Source organism: Pseudomonas sp. 1 R 17, from assembly GCF_900067035.1.
GTDB classification, from domain to species: Bacteria; Pseudomonadota; Gammaproteobacteria; order Pseudomonadales; family Pseudomonadaceae; genus Aquipseudomonas; species Aquipseudomonas marginalis.
In genome coordinates this window covers 135,689-153,058 of sequence record NZ_FKLB01000019.1, presented here as the reverse complement: position 1 = coordinate 153,058, position 17,370 = coordinate 135,689, and the positions used below count along the sequence as shown (strand labels likewise).

Here is a 17,370-nt window from a genome sequence, read left to right as displayed (position 1 = left end):
GTGTTTATCGGTCTGACACACATTTCAGGGCGCTGCAAAACCAAATGTGGGAGGGGGCTTGCTCCCGATGGCGGTAGATCAGTCAATATTTTCGGTGACTGATACACCGCTATCGGGGGCAAGCCCCCTCCCACATTTTGATCGGTGTTGAGTTTGAATCAGCGGCTCTGGCGCTGTTGTAACAACAGGTTGCTAAACCCGGCGCCGGCCAATTGCTTCTGCGCCACGGTCAGCTGTTCGCGGTTGCTGAACGGCCCCACCAGCACGCGATACCAGGTTGCGTCCTTCACCGTGCCGGACTCCACCGTCACCGTCTGGCCCAGCAGAATGATCTGCGCACGCACACGATCCGCATCCGCCTGCTTCGGGAACGAGCCCGCCTGCAGGAAGAACTTGGTCACCGGCGCGGCCTTGGTTTCGGCAACCGGTGGTGCTGGCGGCGGAGTAATCCCGGCCAACGCCGCCTGGGCCCGCGCCGTGTCGATTTTCGCCGCTTCCGCAGGGGTTACCGGGGTGGTCGGCACTTGCGGCGTCGGCAGGGTTTTCTCCGGCACGGCGTCAGGCGGCACGATGACTTCCGATTCCGGCAGCAGCGTATAGAAATCGTACTTCGGCTTTACCGGTGCCGTCGGGCTCGGCGCAGTCTTGTTGGCTTCAGCCATTTTCGTGGCCTTCTGCTGTTCCTGCTTGACCCGTTTGACGTCATCGCCCTGGCCTGGGTCCAGCTTCATCAGGAACACAATGAACGCGCCGACCGTAAGGCCGATCGCCATCCACAACCAACCCGGGATCGGCTTCTTCGCCGGGGCCTGGTAGCGGCTGGCGCCGCGCTTGGGTGCAGGTTTTTTCTTGGCAGCCAACTTACATACGCTCCAGAGTTTCCAGGCCCAACAGTTCCAGGCCTTGCTTGAGGGTCCGTCCAGCCAGTGCGGCGAGGCGCAGGCGACTTTGCTTCTGGGCTTCGTCGTCGGCGGTGAGGATCGGGCAGTTCTCGTAGAAGCTGGAGAACAACCCGGCGACTTCGTACAGGTAGGTGCACAGGATATGCGGCGTGCCTTTCTCGCCGACGCTGTTCAGCACTTCGCCGAACTGCGCGAGCTTGGCGGCCAGCTCCTGTTCATGGGGCGCGTCCAGCACGATCCGGCCTTCGACTTCGCTGAAGTCCTTGCCCAGCTTTCGGAACACACCGGCCACGCGGGTGTAGGCGTACAGCAGGTACGGCGCGGTGTTGCCCTCGAAGTTGAGCATCAGTTCGAAGTTGAAGCTGTAGTCGCTGGTGCGGTGCTTGGACAGGTCGGCGTATTTCACCGCGCCAATACCCACCACGCGGGCAATATTGCGCAGGTCGGCCTCCGCCAACTCCGGGTTCTTTTCCTTCACCAGGTTGTAGGCGCGGTCCTGGGCTTCGTTGAGCAGGTCGATCAGCTTGACGGTGCCGCCGTCGCGGGTCTTGAACGGGCGGCCATCGGCGCCGTTCATGGTGCCGAAGCCCATGTGCTCCATGTGCATCGGATGGGTGACGAAACCGGCGCGACGTGCCACTTCGAACACCTGTTGGAAGTGCAGGGCCTGGCGCTGGTCGACGAAATACAGCGCACGGTCGGCCTTGAGCACGCCACTACGGTAGCGCACGGCCGCGAGGTCGGTGGTGGCGTAGAGGTAGCCGCCATCGGCCTTGACGATGATCACCGGCAGCGGCTCGCCGTCGGCGGTCTTGAATTCTTCGAGGAACACGCACTGCGCGCCGTTGCTCTCCACCAACAGGCCCTTGGCCTTGAGGTCGTTGACCACGTTGATCAGGTCGTCGTTGTAGGCGCTTTCGCCCATTACATCGGCCATGGTCAGCTTGACGTTGAGCAGTTCGTAGATTTCCTGGCAGTGGGACAGCGAGATCTCGCGGAAGCGGCCCCACAGTTCCAGGCATTCCTTGTCGCCGGCTTGCAGCTTGACCACCAGGCCGCGCGCGCGGTCGGCGAACTCTTCGGATTCGTCGAAACGCTTCTTGGCGGCGCGGTAGAAGTTCTCCAGGTCCGACAGCTCGTTGCTGGTGATCGGGTTTTCCTGCAGGTAGGCCATCAGCATGCCGAACTGGGTGCCCCAGTCGCCCACGTGGTTCTGGCGGATCACGGTGTCGCCGAGAAACTCCAGTACCCGGGCCACGCCGTCGCCGATGATGGTCGAGCGCAGGTGACCGACATGCATCTCCTTGGCCAGGTTGGGCGCCGACAGGTCGATGGCCACGCGCTGAGCCGGGCCGGCCTTGCGCACGCCGATCCTGGCGTCGGCCAGTGCCGCATCCAGGCGTGAAGCCAGGGCCTGGGTGTTCTGGAAGAAGTTGATAAAGCCCGGGCCGGCGATTTCGGCCTTGGTAACGCTCTCGTCGGCAGGCAGCGCGGCGATGATTTTTTCCGCCAGGTCGCGCGGTTTCATGCCGGCCGGCTTGGACAGCATCATCGCGATGTTGCTGGCGAAGTCGCCGTGGGTCTTGTCGCGGGTGTTTTCCACCTGGATCGCCGGCGTCAGGCCTTCAGGCAACACACCTTCGTTGACGAGTTGGGTGAGGGCTTGTTGGATCAGCTGGCGAATGGTGTCTTTCATGGTGTTCTCTTTCGACCGCAAGCGGCGGCGCGCGATGCGCAGGTGGAAAAACTGGGCATTATCCGTGGCGAGGGCGGGCTTGCCAACCTTCGCGGGACCTATGGCCAGGCTTAATACAAATCTACCGGGTCTACATCCAACGACCATCGCACCTGGCGGCCACTGGGCATTTGCTCCAGCGCAAGTAACCAGCTACTTAATAGCCGATGCAACGTTGCGCGGGACGTGGCCTGCAAGAGTAGCTGGGCACGATAACGCCCGGCACGACGCTCCATGGGCGCGGGTACCGGTCCGAGCAGTTCGATGCCGCTCAGCCCCAGCTCGCCGAGCAAGCGTTCGGCGGCGCTGCAGGCTTCATCCAGAAAACCCTCGGCCTGCCCTGGTTTATGGGCTTCGGCGCGCAACAGCGCCAGGTGCGCAAAGGGCGGCAGGCCGGCGGAGCGACGTTCGCTCAGCGCCTGTTCGGCGAAGGCAAAGTAGCCTTGTTCGGTCAGTTGAATCAGCAGCGGATGGTCGGCCAGGTGGGTCTGGATAATCACCTTGCCCGGCTCTTCGGCACGCCCGGCGCGGCCGGCGACCTGCACGATCAACTGCGCCATGCGCTCGCTGGCGCGGAAGTCGCCGGAGAACAGGCCGCCGTCGGCATCCAGGATCGACACCAGAGTCACCCGTGGGAAGTGGTGCCCTTTGGCGAGCATCTGTGTACCCACGAGGATGCACGGCTGGCCCTTCTGGATGGTGGCGAACAGTTGGTTCATCGCGTCCTTGCGCGAGGTGCTGTCGCGGTCGACCCGCAAAACCGGGTAGTCCGGGAACAGAATCCCCAGGCGCTCCTCGGCGCGCTCGGTGCCTGCACCCACCGGGCGCAGGTCGACCTTGCCGCACTGCGGGCAATGGCGCGGTACACGTTCCACATGGCCGCAATGGTGGCAACGTAGTTCGCCATGGCGCTGGTGCACGGTCATGCGCGCATCGCAACGCTCGCACTCGGACATCCAGCCGCAGTCATGGCACAGCAGCGTCGGTGCAAAGCCTCGGCGGTTGAGAAACACCAAGACCTGCTGGCCGGCCGCCAGGGTCTGGCCGATGGCTTGTTGCATCGGCCCGGAAATGCCGCTGTCCAGCGGCCGGCTTTTTACGTCCAGGCGCAGGAAACGGGGTTGCTTGGCGCCGCCGGCGCGCTCGTTCAGGCGCAGCAGCCCGTAACGACCGGTGTAGGCATTGTGCAGGCTTTCCAGGGAGGGTGTGGCCGAGCCCAGCACAATCGGGATGTCTTCCTGGCGCGCGCGCACCAGCGCCAGGTCGCGGGCGTGGTAGCGCAGGCCTTCCTGTTGCTTATAGGAGCCGTCGTGTTCCTCGTCGATGATGATCAGCCCGGGGTTTTTCATCGGCGTGAACAGCGCCGAGCGGGTGCCGATAATAATGTCGGCTTCGCCATCCCGCGCCGCCAGCCACGACTCCAGGCGCTCACGGTCATTGACCGCCGAGTGCACCAGGGCGATGCGCGCATTGAAACGCTGTTCGAAGCGCGCCAGGGTCTGCGGGCCCAGGTTGATCTCGGGGATCAGCACCAGTGCCTGTTTGCCGGCCTGCAGGGTTTCGCGGATCAGCTGCAAATAGACTTCGGTCTTGCCGCTGCCGGTGACGCCCGCCAGCAGGAACGCATGGAAGCTGTCGAAACCTGCGCGAATCGCTTCATAGGCGGCGCGTTGTTCAGGGTTCAGCGGCAGTTCGGGCTGGGCCAGCCAGTGTTCGTGGCGCGGGTCGGGGGCGTGCCTGCGGATTTCCACCTGCACCAAGCCCTTGGCCAGCAACAGGTCGAGGCTGTCCTTGCTCAGCATCAGCTTGCTCAATAGCTGATGGGCGACGCCATGGGGGTGCTGGGCCAGGGTTGCCAGGGCTTCACGCTGGCGCGGGGCGCGGGCGATGCGTGGGTCGTCGAGGCGTGCGCTGGGCACCGTCGACCAGAAGCGTTCCTGGCGCGTTTCGGCCAGTTCACCCTGGCGCAACAGCACCGGCAGTGCCCAGCTCAACGTGTCACCGAGGCTGTGCTGGTAATACTGGGCGGTCCACAGGCACAGCTTGAACAGCGCGGGCGGCAACGGCGGCGTGGCATCGAGCATGGCGATGGCCGGCTTGAGCTTCTCGGCCGGCACTTCACTGTGGTCGGCGACTTCCACCAGGATGCCGATCATCTCTCGACGGCCAAACGGCACGCGCACGCGCATGCCCGGCTGCAACTGCGCACGCAGCACACCGGCCGGGGCCCGGTAGTCGAACAGGCGGCGCAGGGGCGAGGGCAGGGCTAGGCGCAAAATGGCGTCGGGCACGCGAGAGGTCTCATCTATAAAGGCAGGCAGTGGCGCAGGGGCGGGAGCCTAGCAGACCGGGGGAGCCTTGGGGTAGCCGCCAGTTTTCTGATGAAAGGTGCTTTTATGTTGACACGCGATGGGTGTCGCCGCTTGCGCGTTTAAAAAGGTCTGGTAGAATCCGCGGCCTAATTACGTGCGGTATTCGACAATAGTGTCGAGTGGCGGCACGCTAGCCCGAGGAAGTCACCATGAAAGCCGATATCCATCCAGCGTACGAAACCATCGAAGTGACCTGCAGCTGCGGCAACAAGTTCGAAACTCGCTCGAACCTGTGCAAGCCACTGGGTACTGACGTATGCAACGAGTGCCACCCGTTCTACACCGGTAAGCAGAAAACTCTGGACACCGGCGGCCGTGTACAGCGCTTCGCAGATCGCTTTGGTGCTTTCGGCAAGAAGCCTGCTGCTACTCCAGCAGAGTAAGGCTCAAAAGCCTTATGGGCTTTTGCCAGCTGTTGAAAAAGGCGTCCCTTGCGGGCGCCTTTTTTGTGCCTGTAATTTGGGTGACGGCCGTGCAGGCCGAGGTATTCTGCCCGGCGCCGACGGCCCTGGCCCGCGTGGAAGTGCAGCGGGTGGTGGATGGCGACACGGTGCGCCTCAAGGATGGCCGCAGTGTGCGGATGATCGGTATCAATGCCCCGGAAACAGGCAAGAAGGGGCGCGCCGACGAGCCTTTCGCGGTCGCCGCGCGTCAACGCCTGCAGGCATTGGTGGGTGCCAGCGGTGGTCGTGTCGGCCTGGTGCCGGGGCGTGAGCGCAAGGATCATTACGGTCGCACCCTGGCCCACCTCTATGGTGCCGACGGCGAGAACCTGGAGGCGCAACTGTTGGCCGAGGGCCTGGGGTTCCAGGTTGGCGTGGCGCCGAATGTCGATCTCGTCGCCTGTCAGCAGGCGGCTGAAAACAGCGCCCGTAGCGCGCGCCTGGGCCTGTGGCGCCAATCGCCGGTACAGTCTGTGGCGCAGCTCAAGCGCTCCGGGTTTGCCGTGGTCAGTGGCCGGGTCAGCCAGGTAAAGCGCAATCGCGGCGGTATCTGGATTGAAATGCAGGGATCATTGGTATTACGTGTCTCGCCTGCTCTGGTCAGTCAATTCGACGCTGTCGGGCTCAATGGTCTGCAAGGCCGCACTGTTGAGGCGCGGGGCTGGGTACAGGATCGCTCGCGACGTGGCGGGCTGAAAAAAGGTCAGGCGCGCTGGCTTCTGCCGTTGACCGATCCAAGCATGCTCAAATCGACGCACTGAGAAAAAATTGTAGACATTTTTTAAGTCGATTGTGAACAGTTGAGCCCTTGTATCCCGTGGCTCTTGGCCGAAAGTCTTAGTGCAGGGCCCTTGACACCTGTGACTGCCCAGTCTTGTAGGGACTTTACGACACGAGTATCCTCGGCGGTCCGTCGACCAACAGTAAAAGCGGAATGCCGATATGTCTGATTTGAAAACTGCCGCTCTCGAATATCATGCCCATCCTCGTCCAGGAAAGCTGAGTGTAGAGCTCACCAAAGCCACCGCCACCGCCCGCGACCTGTCGCTGGCCTACAGCCCTGGCGTGGCCGAGCCCGTACGTGAAATCGCCCGCGACCCCGAACTGGCGTACAAGTACACCGGCAAAGGCAACCTGGTTGCAGTGATTTCCGATGGCACCGCGATTCTCGGCCTGGGTAACCTCGGCCCACTGGCCTCCAAGCCAGTCATGGAAGGTAAGGGCGTGCTGTTCAAGCGCTTCGCCGGCATCGACGTTTTCGATATCGAAGTCGATTCCGAGAGCCCGCAGGCTTTCATCGACACGGTCAAGCGCATCTCCATCACCTTCGGTGGCATCAACCTGGAAGACATCAAGGCACCTGAGTGCTTCGAGATCGAAAAGGCCCTGATCGAGCAGTGCGACATTCCGGTATTCCACGATGACCAGCACGGCACCGCGATCGTCACCGCGGCCGGCATGATCAACGCCCTGGAAATCGCCGGCAAGACCCTGGCTGACGCCAAGATCGTCTGCCTGGGCGCCGGCGCTGCGGCCATCTCCTGCATGAAGCTGATCGTCAGCATGGGCGCCAAGCTGGAAAACATCTATATGGTCGACAGCAAGGGCGTGATCCAGTCCGAGCGTACCGACCTGAACCAGTACAAGGCGATGTTTGCCCACCCGTCCTCCAAGCGTACCCTGGCTGACGCCCTGAACGGTGCCGACGTGTTCGTCGGCCTGTCCGGCCCGAACCTGCTGAGCGCTGAAGGCCTGAAGTCCATGGCGGCCAACCCGATCGTGTTCGCCTGCTCCAACCCTGATCCGGAAATCGCCCCGGAACTGGCCCACGCCACCCGCGACGACGTGATCATGGCCACCGGTCGTTCGGACTACCCGAACCAGGTCAACAACGTATTGGGCTTCCCGTTCATCTTCCGTGGTGCCCTGGACGTTCGCGCCAAGCGCATCAACGAAGAGATGAAAGTGGCTGCCGCCAACGCCCTGCGTGAACTGGCCAAGCTGCCGGTGCCTCAGGATGTGTGCGACGCCTACGGTGGCGCCAAGCTGGAATTCGGTCGTGAGTACATCATCCCGAAACCAATGGATAAGCGCCTGATCACCCTGATCTCCGATGCCGTGGCCAAGGCCGCGATCGAGACCGGTGTGGCCACCCTGCCGTATCCGAAAAACTACCCGCTGCAAAGCGTGGATGATGTGTTCAACGGCTAAGCCGTAGACCCATAAAAAACCCGGCTCAGAACGCCGGGTTTTTTTATGGGGAAGTTTCAAGCTGCAAGCGGCAAGTTCAAGAGCGGCACATCGCAGTTCTTAACTTGCCGCTTGTAGCTGACAGCTTGCCGCTCTCTAAAAGAGATCGATCGGCGCCGCCTCATCCGCCGGCAACGGGCTGCCCGGTACGACGCCGTTGCCCAGCTCATTGACCGACGGCGGCGTGTCTTCGCTCTTGAACAGTTCGAAGTACGCATTCGGCGTGCTCGGCGAGGCCGCACGGCCACTGATCGGGTCGATCCGCAGGCTGAGGATGCCTTCCGGCTCCGGTTGGGTGTGCAGCGGCTTGTCTTTCAGGGCGGCGCCCATGTAGCTCATCCAGATCGGCAGCGCGACGGTGCCGCCGAACTCGCGGCGGCCAAGGCTTTCCGGCTGGTCGTAGCCGGTCCACACGGTGGTCACGTAGTCGGCGTTATAGCCGGAGAACCAGGCGTCCTTGGATTCGTTGGTGGTACCAGTCTTGCCCGCGATATCTGCGCGGCCCAAGGCCAGGGCGCGACGGCCGGTACCCTTCTTGATTACGTCTTCGAGGATGCTGTTGAGGATATAGGTGGTACGGCCATCCACAATGCGCTCGGCCACGGCGGGTGCCTGCGGTTCGGTTGCAGCGGGGTTGGTGGCTGGCGCGGTGCCTGGGGTCGGCTCGATGGTGATGCCGCCATTGCCTGGCGCCGCCAGGCCATCCGTCGCAGCGATGCCGTTGACCACATCACCCGGCACACGTGGTGGGTTGGCGGTGAACAGGGTGTCGCCGTTGCGGCTTTCGATCTTGTCGATCAGGTACGGCGCGATCTTGTAGCCGCCGTTGGCAAAGGTGCTCCAGCCAGTGGCGATTTCCATCGGCGTGAGGGTCGCGGTACCCAAGGCCAGGGACAGGTTCGGCGGCAGGTCCGACTTGTTGAAGCCAAAGCGCGTGATGTAGTCGATGGTCTTGCCTACACCCATCGCCTGAAGCAAGCGGATCGACACCAGGTTGCGCGACTTGTACAGCGCCTCGCGGATACGGATCGGGCCGAGGAAGGTGTTGGTGTCGTTCTTGGGGCGCCAGACTTTATCCAGGTACTCGTCGACGAACACGATGGGTGCATCGTTGACCAGGCTGGCGGCGGTGTAGCCGTTATCCAGGGCGGCGCTGTAGATGAACGGCTTGAAGCTCGAGCCTGGCTGGCGCTTGGCCTGGGTGGCCCGGTTGTAGTTGCTCTGCTCGAACGCGAAGCCACCCACCAGGGCGCGGATTGCACCGTTCTGCGGGTCCAGCGATACCAGTGCGCCCTGGGCCAGCGGCACTTGGCTGAATTTCAGGCTGTCGTCCTTCTGGCGTTGCACGCGGATCAGGTCACCCACTTGCGCGACATCCGACGGTTGCTTCGGCATCGGGCCCATGCTGTTGGTGTTCAGGAACGGGCGTGCCCATTTCATGCTGTCCCAGGCCACGTGGGCTTCGCCGGTGCGGGTCAGTACCTGCACGCCATCTTTCTTCACCTGGGTGACGATGGCCGGTTCCAGGCCGCTGATCGCACGCTGTTTGCCCAGCTCGGCCGTCCAGGCGCTCAGGGTCTTGCCTGGCAGGCGCGACTCAGGGCCTCGGTAGCCGTGGCGCTGGTCGTAGGTGATCAGGCCGGAATGCACGGAGTCATTGGCGATGTCCTGCAAGTCGCTCGGAACCGTCGTGGTCACGCGGAAGCCTTCGGTGTAGGCCTCGCTGCCGTAACGACCGACCATCTCCGCACGCGCCATTTCAGCGATATACGGGGCATTCACCTCCGGCGTCGGCACGTGGTAGCTGGCGTTCAATGGCTCGGCCACCGCACTTTCATAGGCGGCCTGGTCGATCTTGCCCAACTTGTACATGCGCCCCAGGATCCAGTCGCGGCGCTCTTTGCTGCGCGCCGGGTTGGCCAGGGGGTTGAAGCGCGAAGGGGCCTTGGGCAGGCCGGCAATCATGGCCATCTGCGCCAGGCTGGCGTCACGAATCGACTTGCCGTAGTAGACCTGCGAGGCCGCCTCGATCCCGTAGGCACGGTTGCCCAGGTAGATCTTGTTGACGTACAGCTCGAGGATCTCGTCCTTGGTCAGCTGACGTTCGATCTGCAATGCCAGCAGGATTTCAGTGGCTTTGCGCGAAAAACTGCGCTCGCTGGTGAGGAAGAAGTTCTTCGCCACCTGCATGGTGATGGTGCTGCCGCCGGATTGAATGTGTCCGCTTTTTACCAGTTGTGTGGCCGCACGCACCAGGCTGCTGGGGTCGACGCCATAGTGGTTGGCAAAATTATCGTCTTCGGCCGACAGCAATGCGCTGATGAAATTAGGTGGAATGTCGGCAAAACGGATCGGTGTGCGGCGCATTTCGCCGAACTCCGCGATCAGCTTTTCATCGCTGCTGTAGACCCGCAAAGGAATCTGCAACTGGATACTTCTGAGGGCCTCTACGGAGGGTAAACCCGGACTAAGGTAGAGGTAGGCCCCGCTGAGTACGAGCAGCAGCCCGCAGACGATCGCGACAATGGAGTACCCGAAAAACTTCAGCAGACGGATCAAGGCTTTTGGATTTCCAGAGAAAAGAATGGGTTACGCGTCGGGGCATGCATGGCAAACGATGGATCGACCCGAGCTGCAGATAAAAAGCGGGGAAAAACGCTGGGCATTAAAGCATTTTTCGCCTTGGGGCGTCATTCGCGCCGGCTCAACAAGTCGACCGAATGCAGGGCTTCCGGCGGCAATCAGGCGTTAAGACAGGCAAAGCTTTGGGGAGTTTTATGGGAAAGGGATTTTTCAGGCGCAAAGTCGACACCGTCCTTGGCGTCGACATCAATGAGGCAGGGATCAAGTTGGTAGAGCTGAGCTGTTCAGCCAACCGTTACACCGTGCAGGGCTACGCCACACAGGCGCTGCCGGCCCAGGCGGTGGTCGACGGCGTCTGGCTGGACCTGGAAGGCATAGGCCATGCGCTGTACATGGCGCTCTCCCGGCTGCGCACGTCAGCCAGGCAGGCGGCAGTCGCCGTTTCCGGTCCTTCGGTCATTACACGGGTCATCGAAATGCAGGCGGGGCTTGGCGACGACGAAATGGCCCGGAGGATCCAGGTGGAGGCAGAGCAATACATTCCCTACCCACTGGACGAGGTGGCGCTGGACTTTCAGGTCCAGGGGCCGTCGACGCAGGATTCCGCGCAGGTCGAGGTGTTGCTGGCGGCGTGTCTGAAGGAGCACGTCGAGGTTCGTGAAGCCGTGTTGGCCCTGGCGGGGCTGGTGCCCAGGGTGGTGGATGTCGAAGGGTTTGCATTGGCGCGCGCTTGCCGTCAGGATTTCGCCAGCTTCACGCCGGGTCATCGAGTCGATGGTGCCCAGTGGATCGTGGATGCCCCTGGGATGGGAGTCGCTTGCGGGTTGGCCCTGAGGAGTTTCGCTGGATGACACGAATCAATCTTTTGCCTTGGCGCCAGGCGCTGGTTGAGCGGCGGCGTAAATATTTCCTGATACTGCTGGTGGCGTTTGCCTGTGTGGCGCTCGCGACGGTGTGGCTGGCGGACCAGGTGATCGACCAGGCGATCGACCGGCAGGTGACGCGAAACGATCATGTGCGCAAGGACGTCGGCGTCCTGGACTCGCGTATCGAGACCATTGATGACCTCCAGGTGCAAAGCCAGCAACTGGCGGAGCGGATGAAAGTCGTGCAGGACCTGCACGATAATCGCTCCGCCGGTGCACAGCTGCTGGATCAGTTGGCCCGTGCGGTGCCCGACGGTGTGCATTTGCATGAGGTCGTGGCGAAAGGCGATACGGTGAGTATCAGCGGCAGTGCTGAATCCAGCCAGGATATTGCCCAACTGATGCGTCGCCTGGAGGCATCCGAAGGCGCCCACGCCACTCGCCTGCAGCATGTACGAACCGAAGGCGCTCGCGGCAACACTGAATTCCAGTTGATGGTGCGCCAGGGAGAGTCTTCCGAGGCCCAGCCATGAGCCGGTCCTGGCTCGAATTTTCCGCGCTGACTCACAATGCTGCCAAATGGCCCTTACCTGGCAGGATCTTGCTGGGCTGCGCGCTGGCCGGCGTAGTGATGCTGTTGGGCGACCTTGTGTACCTCAGCCCGTCGCGGGAGCGCTTGCGCGAGGTCGAGGTGCAGGAAGTGGGCTTGCAGCAGCAACTCGCGGAAAAGGCCGTCCTGGCTGCCGATCTTGAAGAGCGGGCTCGCCAGGTCCAGCTTATGCAGGAGAAGGTCGGCAGGCTTTTGCAGCAAATGCCCGAAGAGTCCGAAATGCCCGGCTTTCTTGAGGACATCGCCAGGATGGCGCTGGCCAACGGTTTGGTGATTGAGAGCGTCACTCCGCTGGATAAGCTGTCTAGGCCGTTCTATCGCGAACAGCCCGTTCGCATCGGCGCCACCGGTACCTATCACGACCTGGCGACGTTTGTGAGTGCCCTGGGCGGCCTTTCGCGAATCGCCACGGCGCACGATATTGCCATGCGACGTGACGGCAAACTGCTGCACCTTGATCTGCTGGCCAAGACTTATTGGCATGAGCGACAAGGCATCAAGCGGGACGCGGCTGTCATGCAAAGGCAACCCTTTGTATACGGTGCTTCTGGTATTCGCGATCCGTTCCAGCCCATTGCCCTGCAAGTCGACCGCGCGCCAGGGCGGACGGCCGCTGCGCCGGACCTCGCTCGCCCGCGGGAAGCCTTGGAAGGCCACCCAGTGGATCAGTTCGAGATGGTCGGCACGTTGTCCCGTGGGGCGCAGACCTTCGCCTTGCTGCGCCAGGCCTCAACCGTGCACCGCCTGGCAGTCGGCGACTATCTGGGTCCGGACCATGGTCGAGTTACAGCGATTCATGACGGCCATATCGAACTGGTCGAGTTATTTCCCGATGAACAGGGGGGATGGCTGGAGCGTCCGCGAACCCTCGTGCTAAACGTCAACTCATAACGGAATCAAACAATGAAAAGGACTTTCTCGTCCTTCGGTGTGGCGCTATGGATAGCGTTCACGGCACCGATGGCTGCTGCTGTGCCCAATCGTGTGGACCTGATCCAGCTACCGCCTCCCGGCAGCGCGGGTTCGGGCGCCTATAGCGGTGAAAAGCTGAACCTCAACTTCCAGGACATCGGACTGCGTGCTGCCTTGCAGCAAATCGCCGACGTGGCGGGCCTCAATCTGGTGGTCGGCGATGACGTACAGGGCTCTATCACCCTGCGGCTCAAAGGCGTGCCCTGGGATCAGGCGCTGGACCTGGTGCTGCAAACCAAAGGCTTGGATAAACGGATAAAGGCTGGTGTCCTGCTGGTGGCGCCGGCCGAGGAGTTGGCTGCACGGGAACTGCTGGCGCTGGAATCGCGCAAGCAGATGGCTGACCTGGCGCCGCTGCGCCGTGAGCTACTGCAAGTCAACCACGCCAAGGCGGCAGACCTGGCCAAGCTGTTTCAGTCGGTGAGCGGCTTTGAAGGCACGACCGATGAGCGTGGTTCAGTGGCAGTGGATGACCGCACCAATAACATCATTGCCTTCCAGACCGGCGAGCGCCTGGAAGAGTTGCGGCGGATCGTGGCGCAACTGGATGTGCCGGTGCGCCAGGTGATGATTGAAGCGCGTATTGTCGAGGCCAATGTCGACTACGACAAAAGCCTGGGCGCGCGCTGGGGTGGGCGGCTCAATCGCGGGAATTGGGCTGCCGGGGGGATCCAGAAGCCTTTGCCGGACGGTGCCCAGGCGCCGGAAAACGTGCCCGGCTCGCCATTTGTCGACCTGGGTTCACTCACGGGTACCTCGGGCCTGGGCATCGCCTTTATCACCGATAACCTCCTGCTGGACCTGGAACTGACCGCCATGGAGAAAACCGGCAATGGCGAAATCGTCTCGCAGCCCAAGGTGGTCACTTCCGACAAGGAAACCGCGCGCATTCTGAAGGGCACCGAAATTCCCTATCAGGAATCCACCTCTCAAGGTGCTACCTCGGTGTCGTTCAAGGAGGCGTCCCTGTCGTTGGAGGTCACGCCGCAGATCACCCCCGATGACCATGTGATCATGGTGGTCAAGGTCACCAAGGATGAGCCCGACTATCTCAACAAACTCAACGACGTACCGCCGATCAAGAAAAACGAGGTGAATGCCAAGGTGCTGGTCAAGGATGGCGAGACCATCGTCATCGGCGGGGTTTTCTCCAATACCCAAAGCAAAGTGGTAGATAAAGTGCCATTTTTGGGCGATGTGCCGTATCTTGGCCGCCTTTTCCGGCGCGATGTGCTGGCGGAGAAAAAATCCGAGCTGCTGGTATTCCTGACTCCGCGTATTATGAATAACCAGGCGATTGCTGTGAGTCGTTGATTCTGTGCGAAATTTGATTCTTGTAGGACCGATGGGGGCTGGAAAAAGCACCATCGGCCGATTGCTGGCCAAAGAGCTGCGCCTGCCATTCAAAGATTCCGACAAGGAAATTGAATTGCGCACGGGTGCCAATATCCCATGGATCTTCGATAAGGAAGGCGAGCTGGGCTTTCGCGACCGCGAGCAGGCGATGATTGCCGAGCTGTGCGGCTGCGATGGCGTGGTATTGGCCACCGGCGGCGGCGCGGTGATGCGCGATGAAAATCGGCGGGCGCTGCATGCCGGTGGTCGGGTGGTCTATCTGCATGCGTCGGTCGAGCAGCAGGTGGGGCGTACCGCCCGTGATCGCAATCGTCCTTTGCTGCGCACGGCGAACCCGGAAAAAACTTTGCGCGACCTGCTCGCGCTGCGCGATCCGCTGTATCGGGAAATCGCCGATCTGGTGGTGGAAACCGATGAGCGGCCGCCTAGGATGGTGGTTCTCGACATTCTCGAGCGCCTGCAACGGCTGCCACCCCGTTAAAGCCAGGCCCGAAATGCGCTATTCTCGGCGGCGCGCTATCACCCTGCGGGGTGTGGCGTAGAGCCATCAGGCAACGTCAGATCTCGACGTTACCGGTCGTCAATACATCTTCAACGCGGGGACACATGCAGACACTTAAGGTCGATCTAGGCGAGCGCAGCTACCCGATCCATATTGGCGAAGGTCTGCTGGACCAGCCCGAATTGCTGGCCCCGCACATTGCCGGGCGGCAGGTGGCAATCATCTCCAACGAGACGGTCGCGCCGCTGTATCTTGAGCGTCTGAGCCGCAGCCTGGCGGCGTACTCAGTGATCTCCGTGATTCTGCCCGATGGCGAAGCCCACAAGAACTGGGAAACCCTGCAACTGATCTTTGATGGCCTGCTGACCGCACGCCATGACCGCCGAACCACCGTGATTGCCCTGGGCGGCGGTGTGATCGGCGACATGGCCGGCTTTGCGGCGGCCTGCTACCAGCGCGGCGTGGACTTTATCCAGGTGCCGACCACCCTGTTGTCCCAGGTCGATTCGTCGGTGGGCGGCAAGACCGGTATCAACCACCCCCTGGGCAAAAATATGGTTGGCGCGTTCTACCAACCCCAGGCCGTGCTGATCGACACCGCGACCCTCAACACCTTGCCACCGCGGGAACTGTCGGCGGGCCTGGCGGAAGTCATCAAGTACGGGTTGATCTGCGACGAACCCTTCCTGGCCTGGCTGGAAGAACATGTGGACGCCCTGCGCGCACTCGACCAGGTTGCGCTCACCGAGGCGATTTCCCGCTCCTGCGCCGCCAAGGCGCTGGTGGTGAATGCCGACGAGCGGGAGTCCGGTGTGCGGGCCACCTTGAACCTGGGCCACACCTTCGGCCATGCGATCGAAACGCACATGGGCTATGGTGTGTGGTTGCATGGGGAGGCCGTAGCGGCTGGCACAGTGATGGCATTGGAAATGTCGCAACGTCTGGGCTGGATCAGCGCCCAGGAGCGGGATCGCGGCATCCGCCTGTTCCAGCGTGCCGGTTTGCCGGTTATCCCGCCGGAAGAGATGACTGAGGCGGACTTCCTCGAACATATGGCGATAGACAAGAAAGTGATCGACGGTCGCCTGCGACTGGTGCTGTTGCGCCATATGGGCGAAGCGGTAGTGACCGACGATTATCCGAAAGAGATTTTACAGGCCACGCTGGGAGCGGATTACCGCGCCCTGGCTCAGCTGAAAGGTTAATAAGATCCCGATGACTAGTTTGCATGCCGACGAGGCGTTCCTCGGCCATTACCAGTTAAGCCACGACCCTTTTGCTCCACGGGTGCCTGGTTTCAAATTTTTCCCGGCCCAGCGCAAGCCGGTGCTGGGGCAACTGCACCATCTCGCGCGCTACAGCCAGCTGCTGCTGGTTGTCACGGGCCCGTTGGGCAGCGGCAAGACCTTGCTGCGCCAGGCCCTGGTGGCCAGTACCAACAAACAGTCCGTACAGAGCGTGGTGGTGTCTGCCCGTGGCGCCGGTGATGCGGCGGGCGTGCTGCGTCAGGTAGCCCAGGCGCTGGATGTGGCCACTGCCGAGCCGAATGCGATCCTCAAGCAGGTGGTGCAACTGGGTCTGACCGGCCAGGAAGTCTACCTGCTGGTGGATGACGCCGAGCAGCTCGACGAGTCCGCCCTGGAAGCGCTGTTGGCGCTGGCGGCGGGCACGCCGGAAGGTCGCCCCCATGTGTTCCTGTTCGGTGAATCGTCGTTGATCGCCGATCTGGAGCAGATCAGCGGTGATCAGGAGCTGTTCCACGTTATCGAACTGCAACCGTACGAAGAGGACGAAACCCGGGAATACCTGGCTCAACGCCTCGAAGGCGCAGGGCAGGGCATCGAACTTTTCTCCGCTGCGCAGATCTCTGATATTCACGAAAGCTCCGACGGCTGGCCTGGCACCATCAACCAGGTCGCCCGCGATGCCATGATCGAAGCCATGATTGCCAGCCGCTCTGCGGTCAAGCGTCCAAAGATGGGGTTCACTATGCCTAAGAAGCACGTATTGGCAATTTCCGCCGTTGTCGTGGTTGCTGTTGCCGCCGCCTGGTTGATTCCGGGTCGCAGCAAGGCGCCGACCACCGCCGGTGCGCCAACCGAACAGGCGCAGTTGCCACTGGGCAAGCCCACGCCGAATGTCGAGTTCGCCAATTCCGGTCAGCCGACCAACCTGCCGATGGTGGGCCAGCCGGTGATGCGTGGCCCGCTCGCGGAAGAAGCCGGTGGTATCTCCGAAGGCGACGACGGTGTGCCGGTGGAAGGCTCCAGCGCCACACCGCCGACCGTGACCACTACTGCGCCACCTGCGGGCGTTCCCGCAGGTACGCCAGCGACCCCTGTGGCGCCAGCCGCCAAGCCGACCCCGGCACCGACCGTTGCCACTGCCAAGCCCGCGGCGCCAGTGGCGAAGCCGGCTCCGGCGCCAGCCGCCAAACCGGCTGAAAAGCCGGCAGCCACCGTCGCCAAGGCCGGCAGCAGTTGGTACAGCAGCCAGCCCACCGGCAACTTCGTCGTGCAGATCCTCGGCACCAGCTCCGAAGCGAACGCCCAGGCGTTCGTGAAAGAGCAGGGCGGCGAATACCGTTATTTCAAGAAAGTGCTCAACGGCAAGCCTCTCTACGTGATCACCTACGGCAGTTTCCCAAGTCGTGCCGCAGCTGATTCCGCCATCAAAGCCTTGCCAGCGAAGGTTCAGGCTGGTAAACCTTGGCCTCGCACTGTCGCCAGCGTTCAACAAGAACTGGCAGCAACTCGCTGAAGATCCGGCGGCCTTACCC

Annotated in this window: 13 protein-coding genes and 1 pseudogene; 10 read left to right on the top strand and 4 right to left on the bottom strand. The window is 62.1% G+C overall.

Translation table 11 applies throughout. From position 1 onward, the window contains the following. Positions 1-158: 158 nt before the first annotated feature. The 3 genes from BFP99_RS03785 to BFP99_RS03775 all read right to left on the bottom strand — a co-directional run bounded on the left by BFP99_RS03785 (position 159) and on the right by BFP99_RS03775 (position 4,928). Positions 159-860 (bottom strand): SPOR domain-containing protein, encoded by a 702-nt coding sequence (locus BFP99_RS03785; RefSeq protein ID WP_027605014.1) that lies wholly within the window; start codon positions 858-860, stop codon positions 159-161. Between the two features lies 1 nt (position 861). Next, positions 862-2,598, bottom strand: coding sequence for an arginine--tRNA ligase (argS, locus tag BFP99_RS03780; protein ID WP_027605013.1), 1,737 nt, complete (start codon positions 2,596-2,598; stop codon positions 862-864). Between the two features lie 110 nt (positions 2,599-2,708). Then, on the bottom strand, positions 2,709-4,928 hold the full coding sequence (locus BFP99_RS03775) for a primosomal protein N' (protein WP_065946660.1): 2,220 nt from the start codon (positions 4,926-4,928) through the stop codon (positions 2,709-2,711). Between the two features lie 230 nt (positions 4,929-5,158). Here BFP99_RS03775 and rpmE point away from each other — a divergent pair, with 230 nt between their 5' ends. The 3 genes from rpmE (at position 5,159) to BFP99_RS03760 (ending at position 7,663) form a co-directional block, all read left to right on the top strand. Further along, the gene (gene rpmE / locus BFP99_RS03770) at positions 5,159-5,392 is read left to right on the top strand and encodes a 50S ribosomal protein L31 (RefSeq protein WP_005784030.1); all 234 of its coding nucleotides are present in this window, start codon (positions 5,159-5,161) and stop codon (positions 5,390-5,392) included. A 14-nt stretch (positions 5,393-5,406) separates the two neighbouring features. After that, positions 5,407-6,213 carry a thermonuclease family protein gene (locus tag BFP99_RS03765; RefSeq protein WP_065946659.1) on the top strand — a complete coding sequence of 269 codons (807 nt, stop codon included), beginning with the start codon at positions 5,407-5,409 and terminating at the stop codon, positions 6,211-6,213. A 181-nt stretch (positions 6,214-6,394) separates the two neighbouring features. Further along, positions 6,395-7,663: a malic enzyme-like NAD(P)-binding protein gene (locus tag BFP99_RS03760; RefSeq protein WP_027605010.1), complete on the top strand. Its 1,269-nt coding sequence runs from the start codon at positions 6,395-6,397 to the stop codon at positions 7,661-7,663. 135 nt (positions 7,664-7,798) lie between these two features. Here the strand turns inward: BFP99_RS03760 and BFP99_RS03755 are convergent, their stop codons facing one another. Next, positions 7,799-10,258 (bottom strand): penicillin-binding protein 1A, encoded by a 2,460-nt coding sequence (locus BFP99_RS03755; RefSeq protein WP_370737632.1) that lies wholly within the window; start codon positions 10,256-10,258, stop codon positions 7,799-7,801. A 221-nt stretch (positions 10,259-10,479) separates the two neighbouring features. Between BFP99_RS03755 and pilM the strand changes: the two genes are divergently transcribed. The 7 genes and pseudogenes from pilM (at position 10,480) to BFP99_RS03720 (ending at position 17,351) form a co-directional block, all read left to right on the top strand. After that, the gene (pilM, locus tag BFP99_RS03750; protein ID WP_065925845.1) at positions 10,480-11,136 is read left to right on the top strand and encodes a type IV pilus biogenesis protein PilM; all 657 of its coding nucleotides are present in this window, start codon (positions 10,480-10,482) and stop codon (positions 11,134-11,136) included. Then, the gene (locus BFP99_RS03745; protein ID WP_065946657.1) at positions 11,133-11,684 is read left to right on the top strand and encodes a PilN domain-containing protein; all 552 of its coding nucleotides are present in this window, start codon (positions 11,133-11,135) and stop codon (positions 11,682-11,684) included. The genes pilM and BFP99_RS03745 overlap by 4 nt, the downstream gene beginning before the upstream one ends. Further along, the gene (locus BFP99_RS03740; RefSeq protein WP_065946656.1) at positions 11,681-12,652 is read left to right on the top strand and encodes a pilus assembly protein PilP; all 972 of its coding nucleotides are present in this window, start codon (positions 11,681-11,683) and stop codon (positions 12,650-12,652) included. The genes BFP99_RS03745 and BFP99_RS03740 overlap by 4 nt, the downstream gene beginning before the upstream one ends. Positions 12,653-12,790: 138 nt before the next feature. Then, positions 12,791-14,047, top strand: a pseudogene (locus BFP99_RS03735) (type IV pilus secretin PilQ); the annotation flags it as partial. A gap of 4 nt (positions 14,048-14,051) precedes the next feature. After that, entirely contained in the window at positions 14,052-14,570 is a 519-nt protein-coding gene (gene aroK, locus BFP99_RS03730) for a shikimate kinase AroK (RefSeq protein ID WP_003171222.1), read from the top strand. A 125-nt stretch (positions 14,571-14,695) separates the two neighbouring features. Then, positions 14,696-15,796 carry a 3-dehydroquinate synthase gene (gene aroB / locus BFP99_RS03725; RefSeq protein ID WP_027605004.1) on the top strand — a complete coding sequence of 367 codons (1,101 nt, stop codon included), beginning with the start codon at positions 14,696-14,698 and terminating at the stop codon, positions 15,794-15,796. Positions 15,797-15,806: 10 nt separating this feature from the next. Next, a complete protein-coding gene (locus tag BFP99_RS03720) occupies positions 15,807-17,351 on the top strand; it encodes an SPOR domain-containing protein (protein WP_027605003.1) in 1,545 nt (514 codons plus the stop codon). Positions 17,352-17,370: the final 19 nt, after the last annotated feature.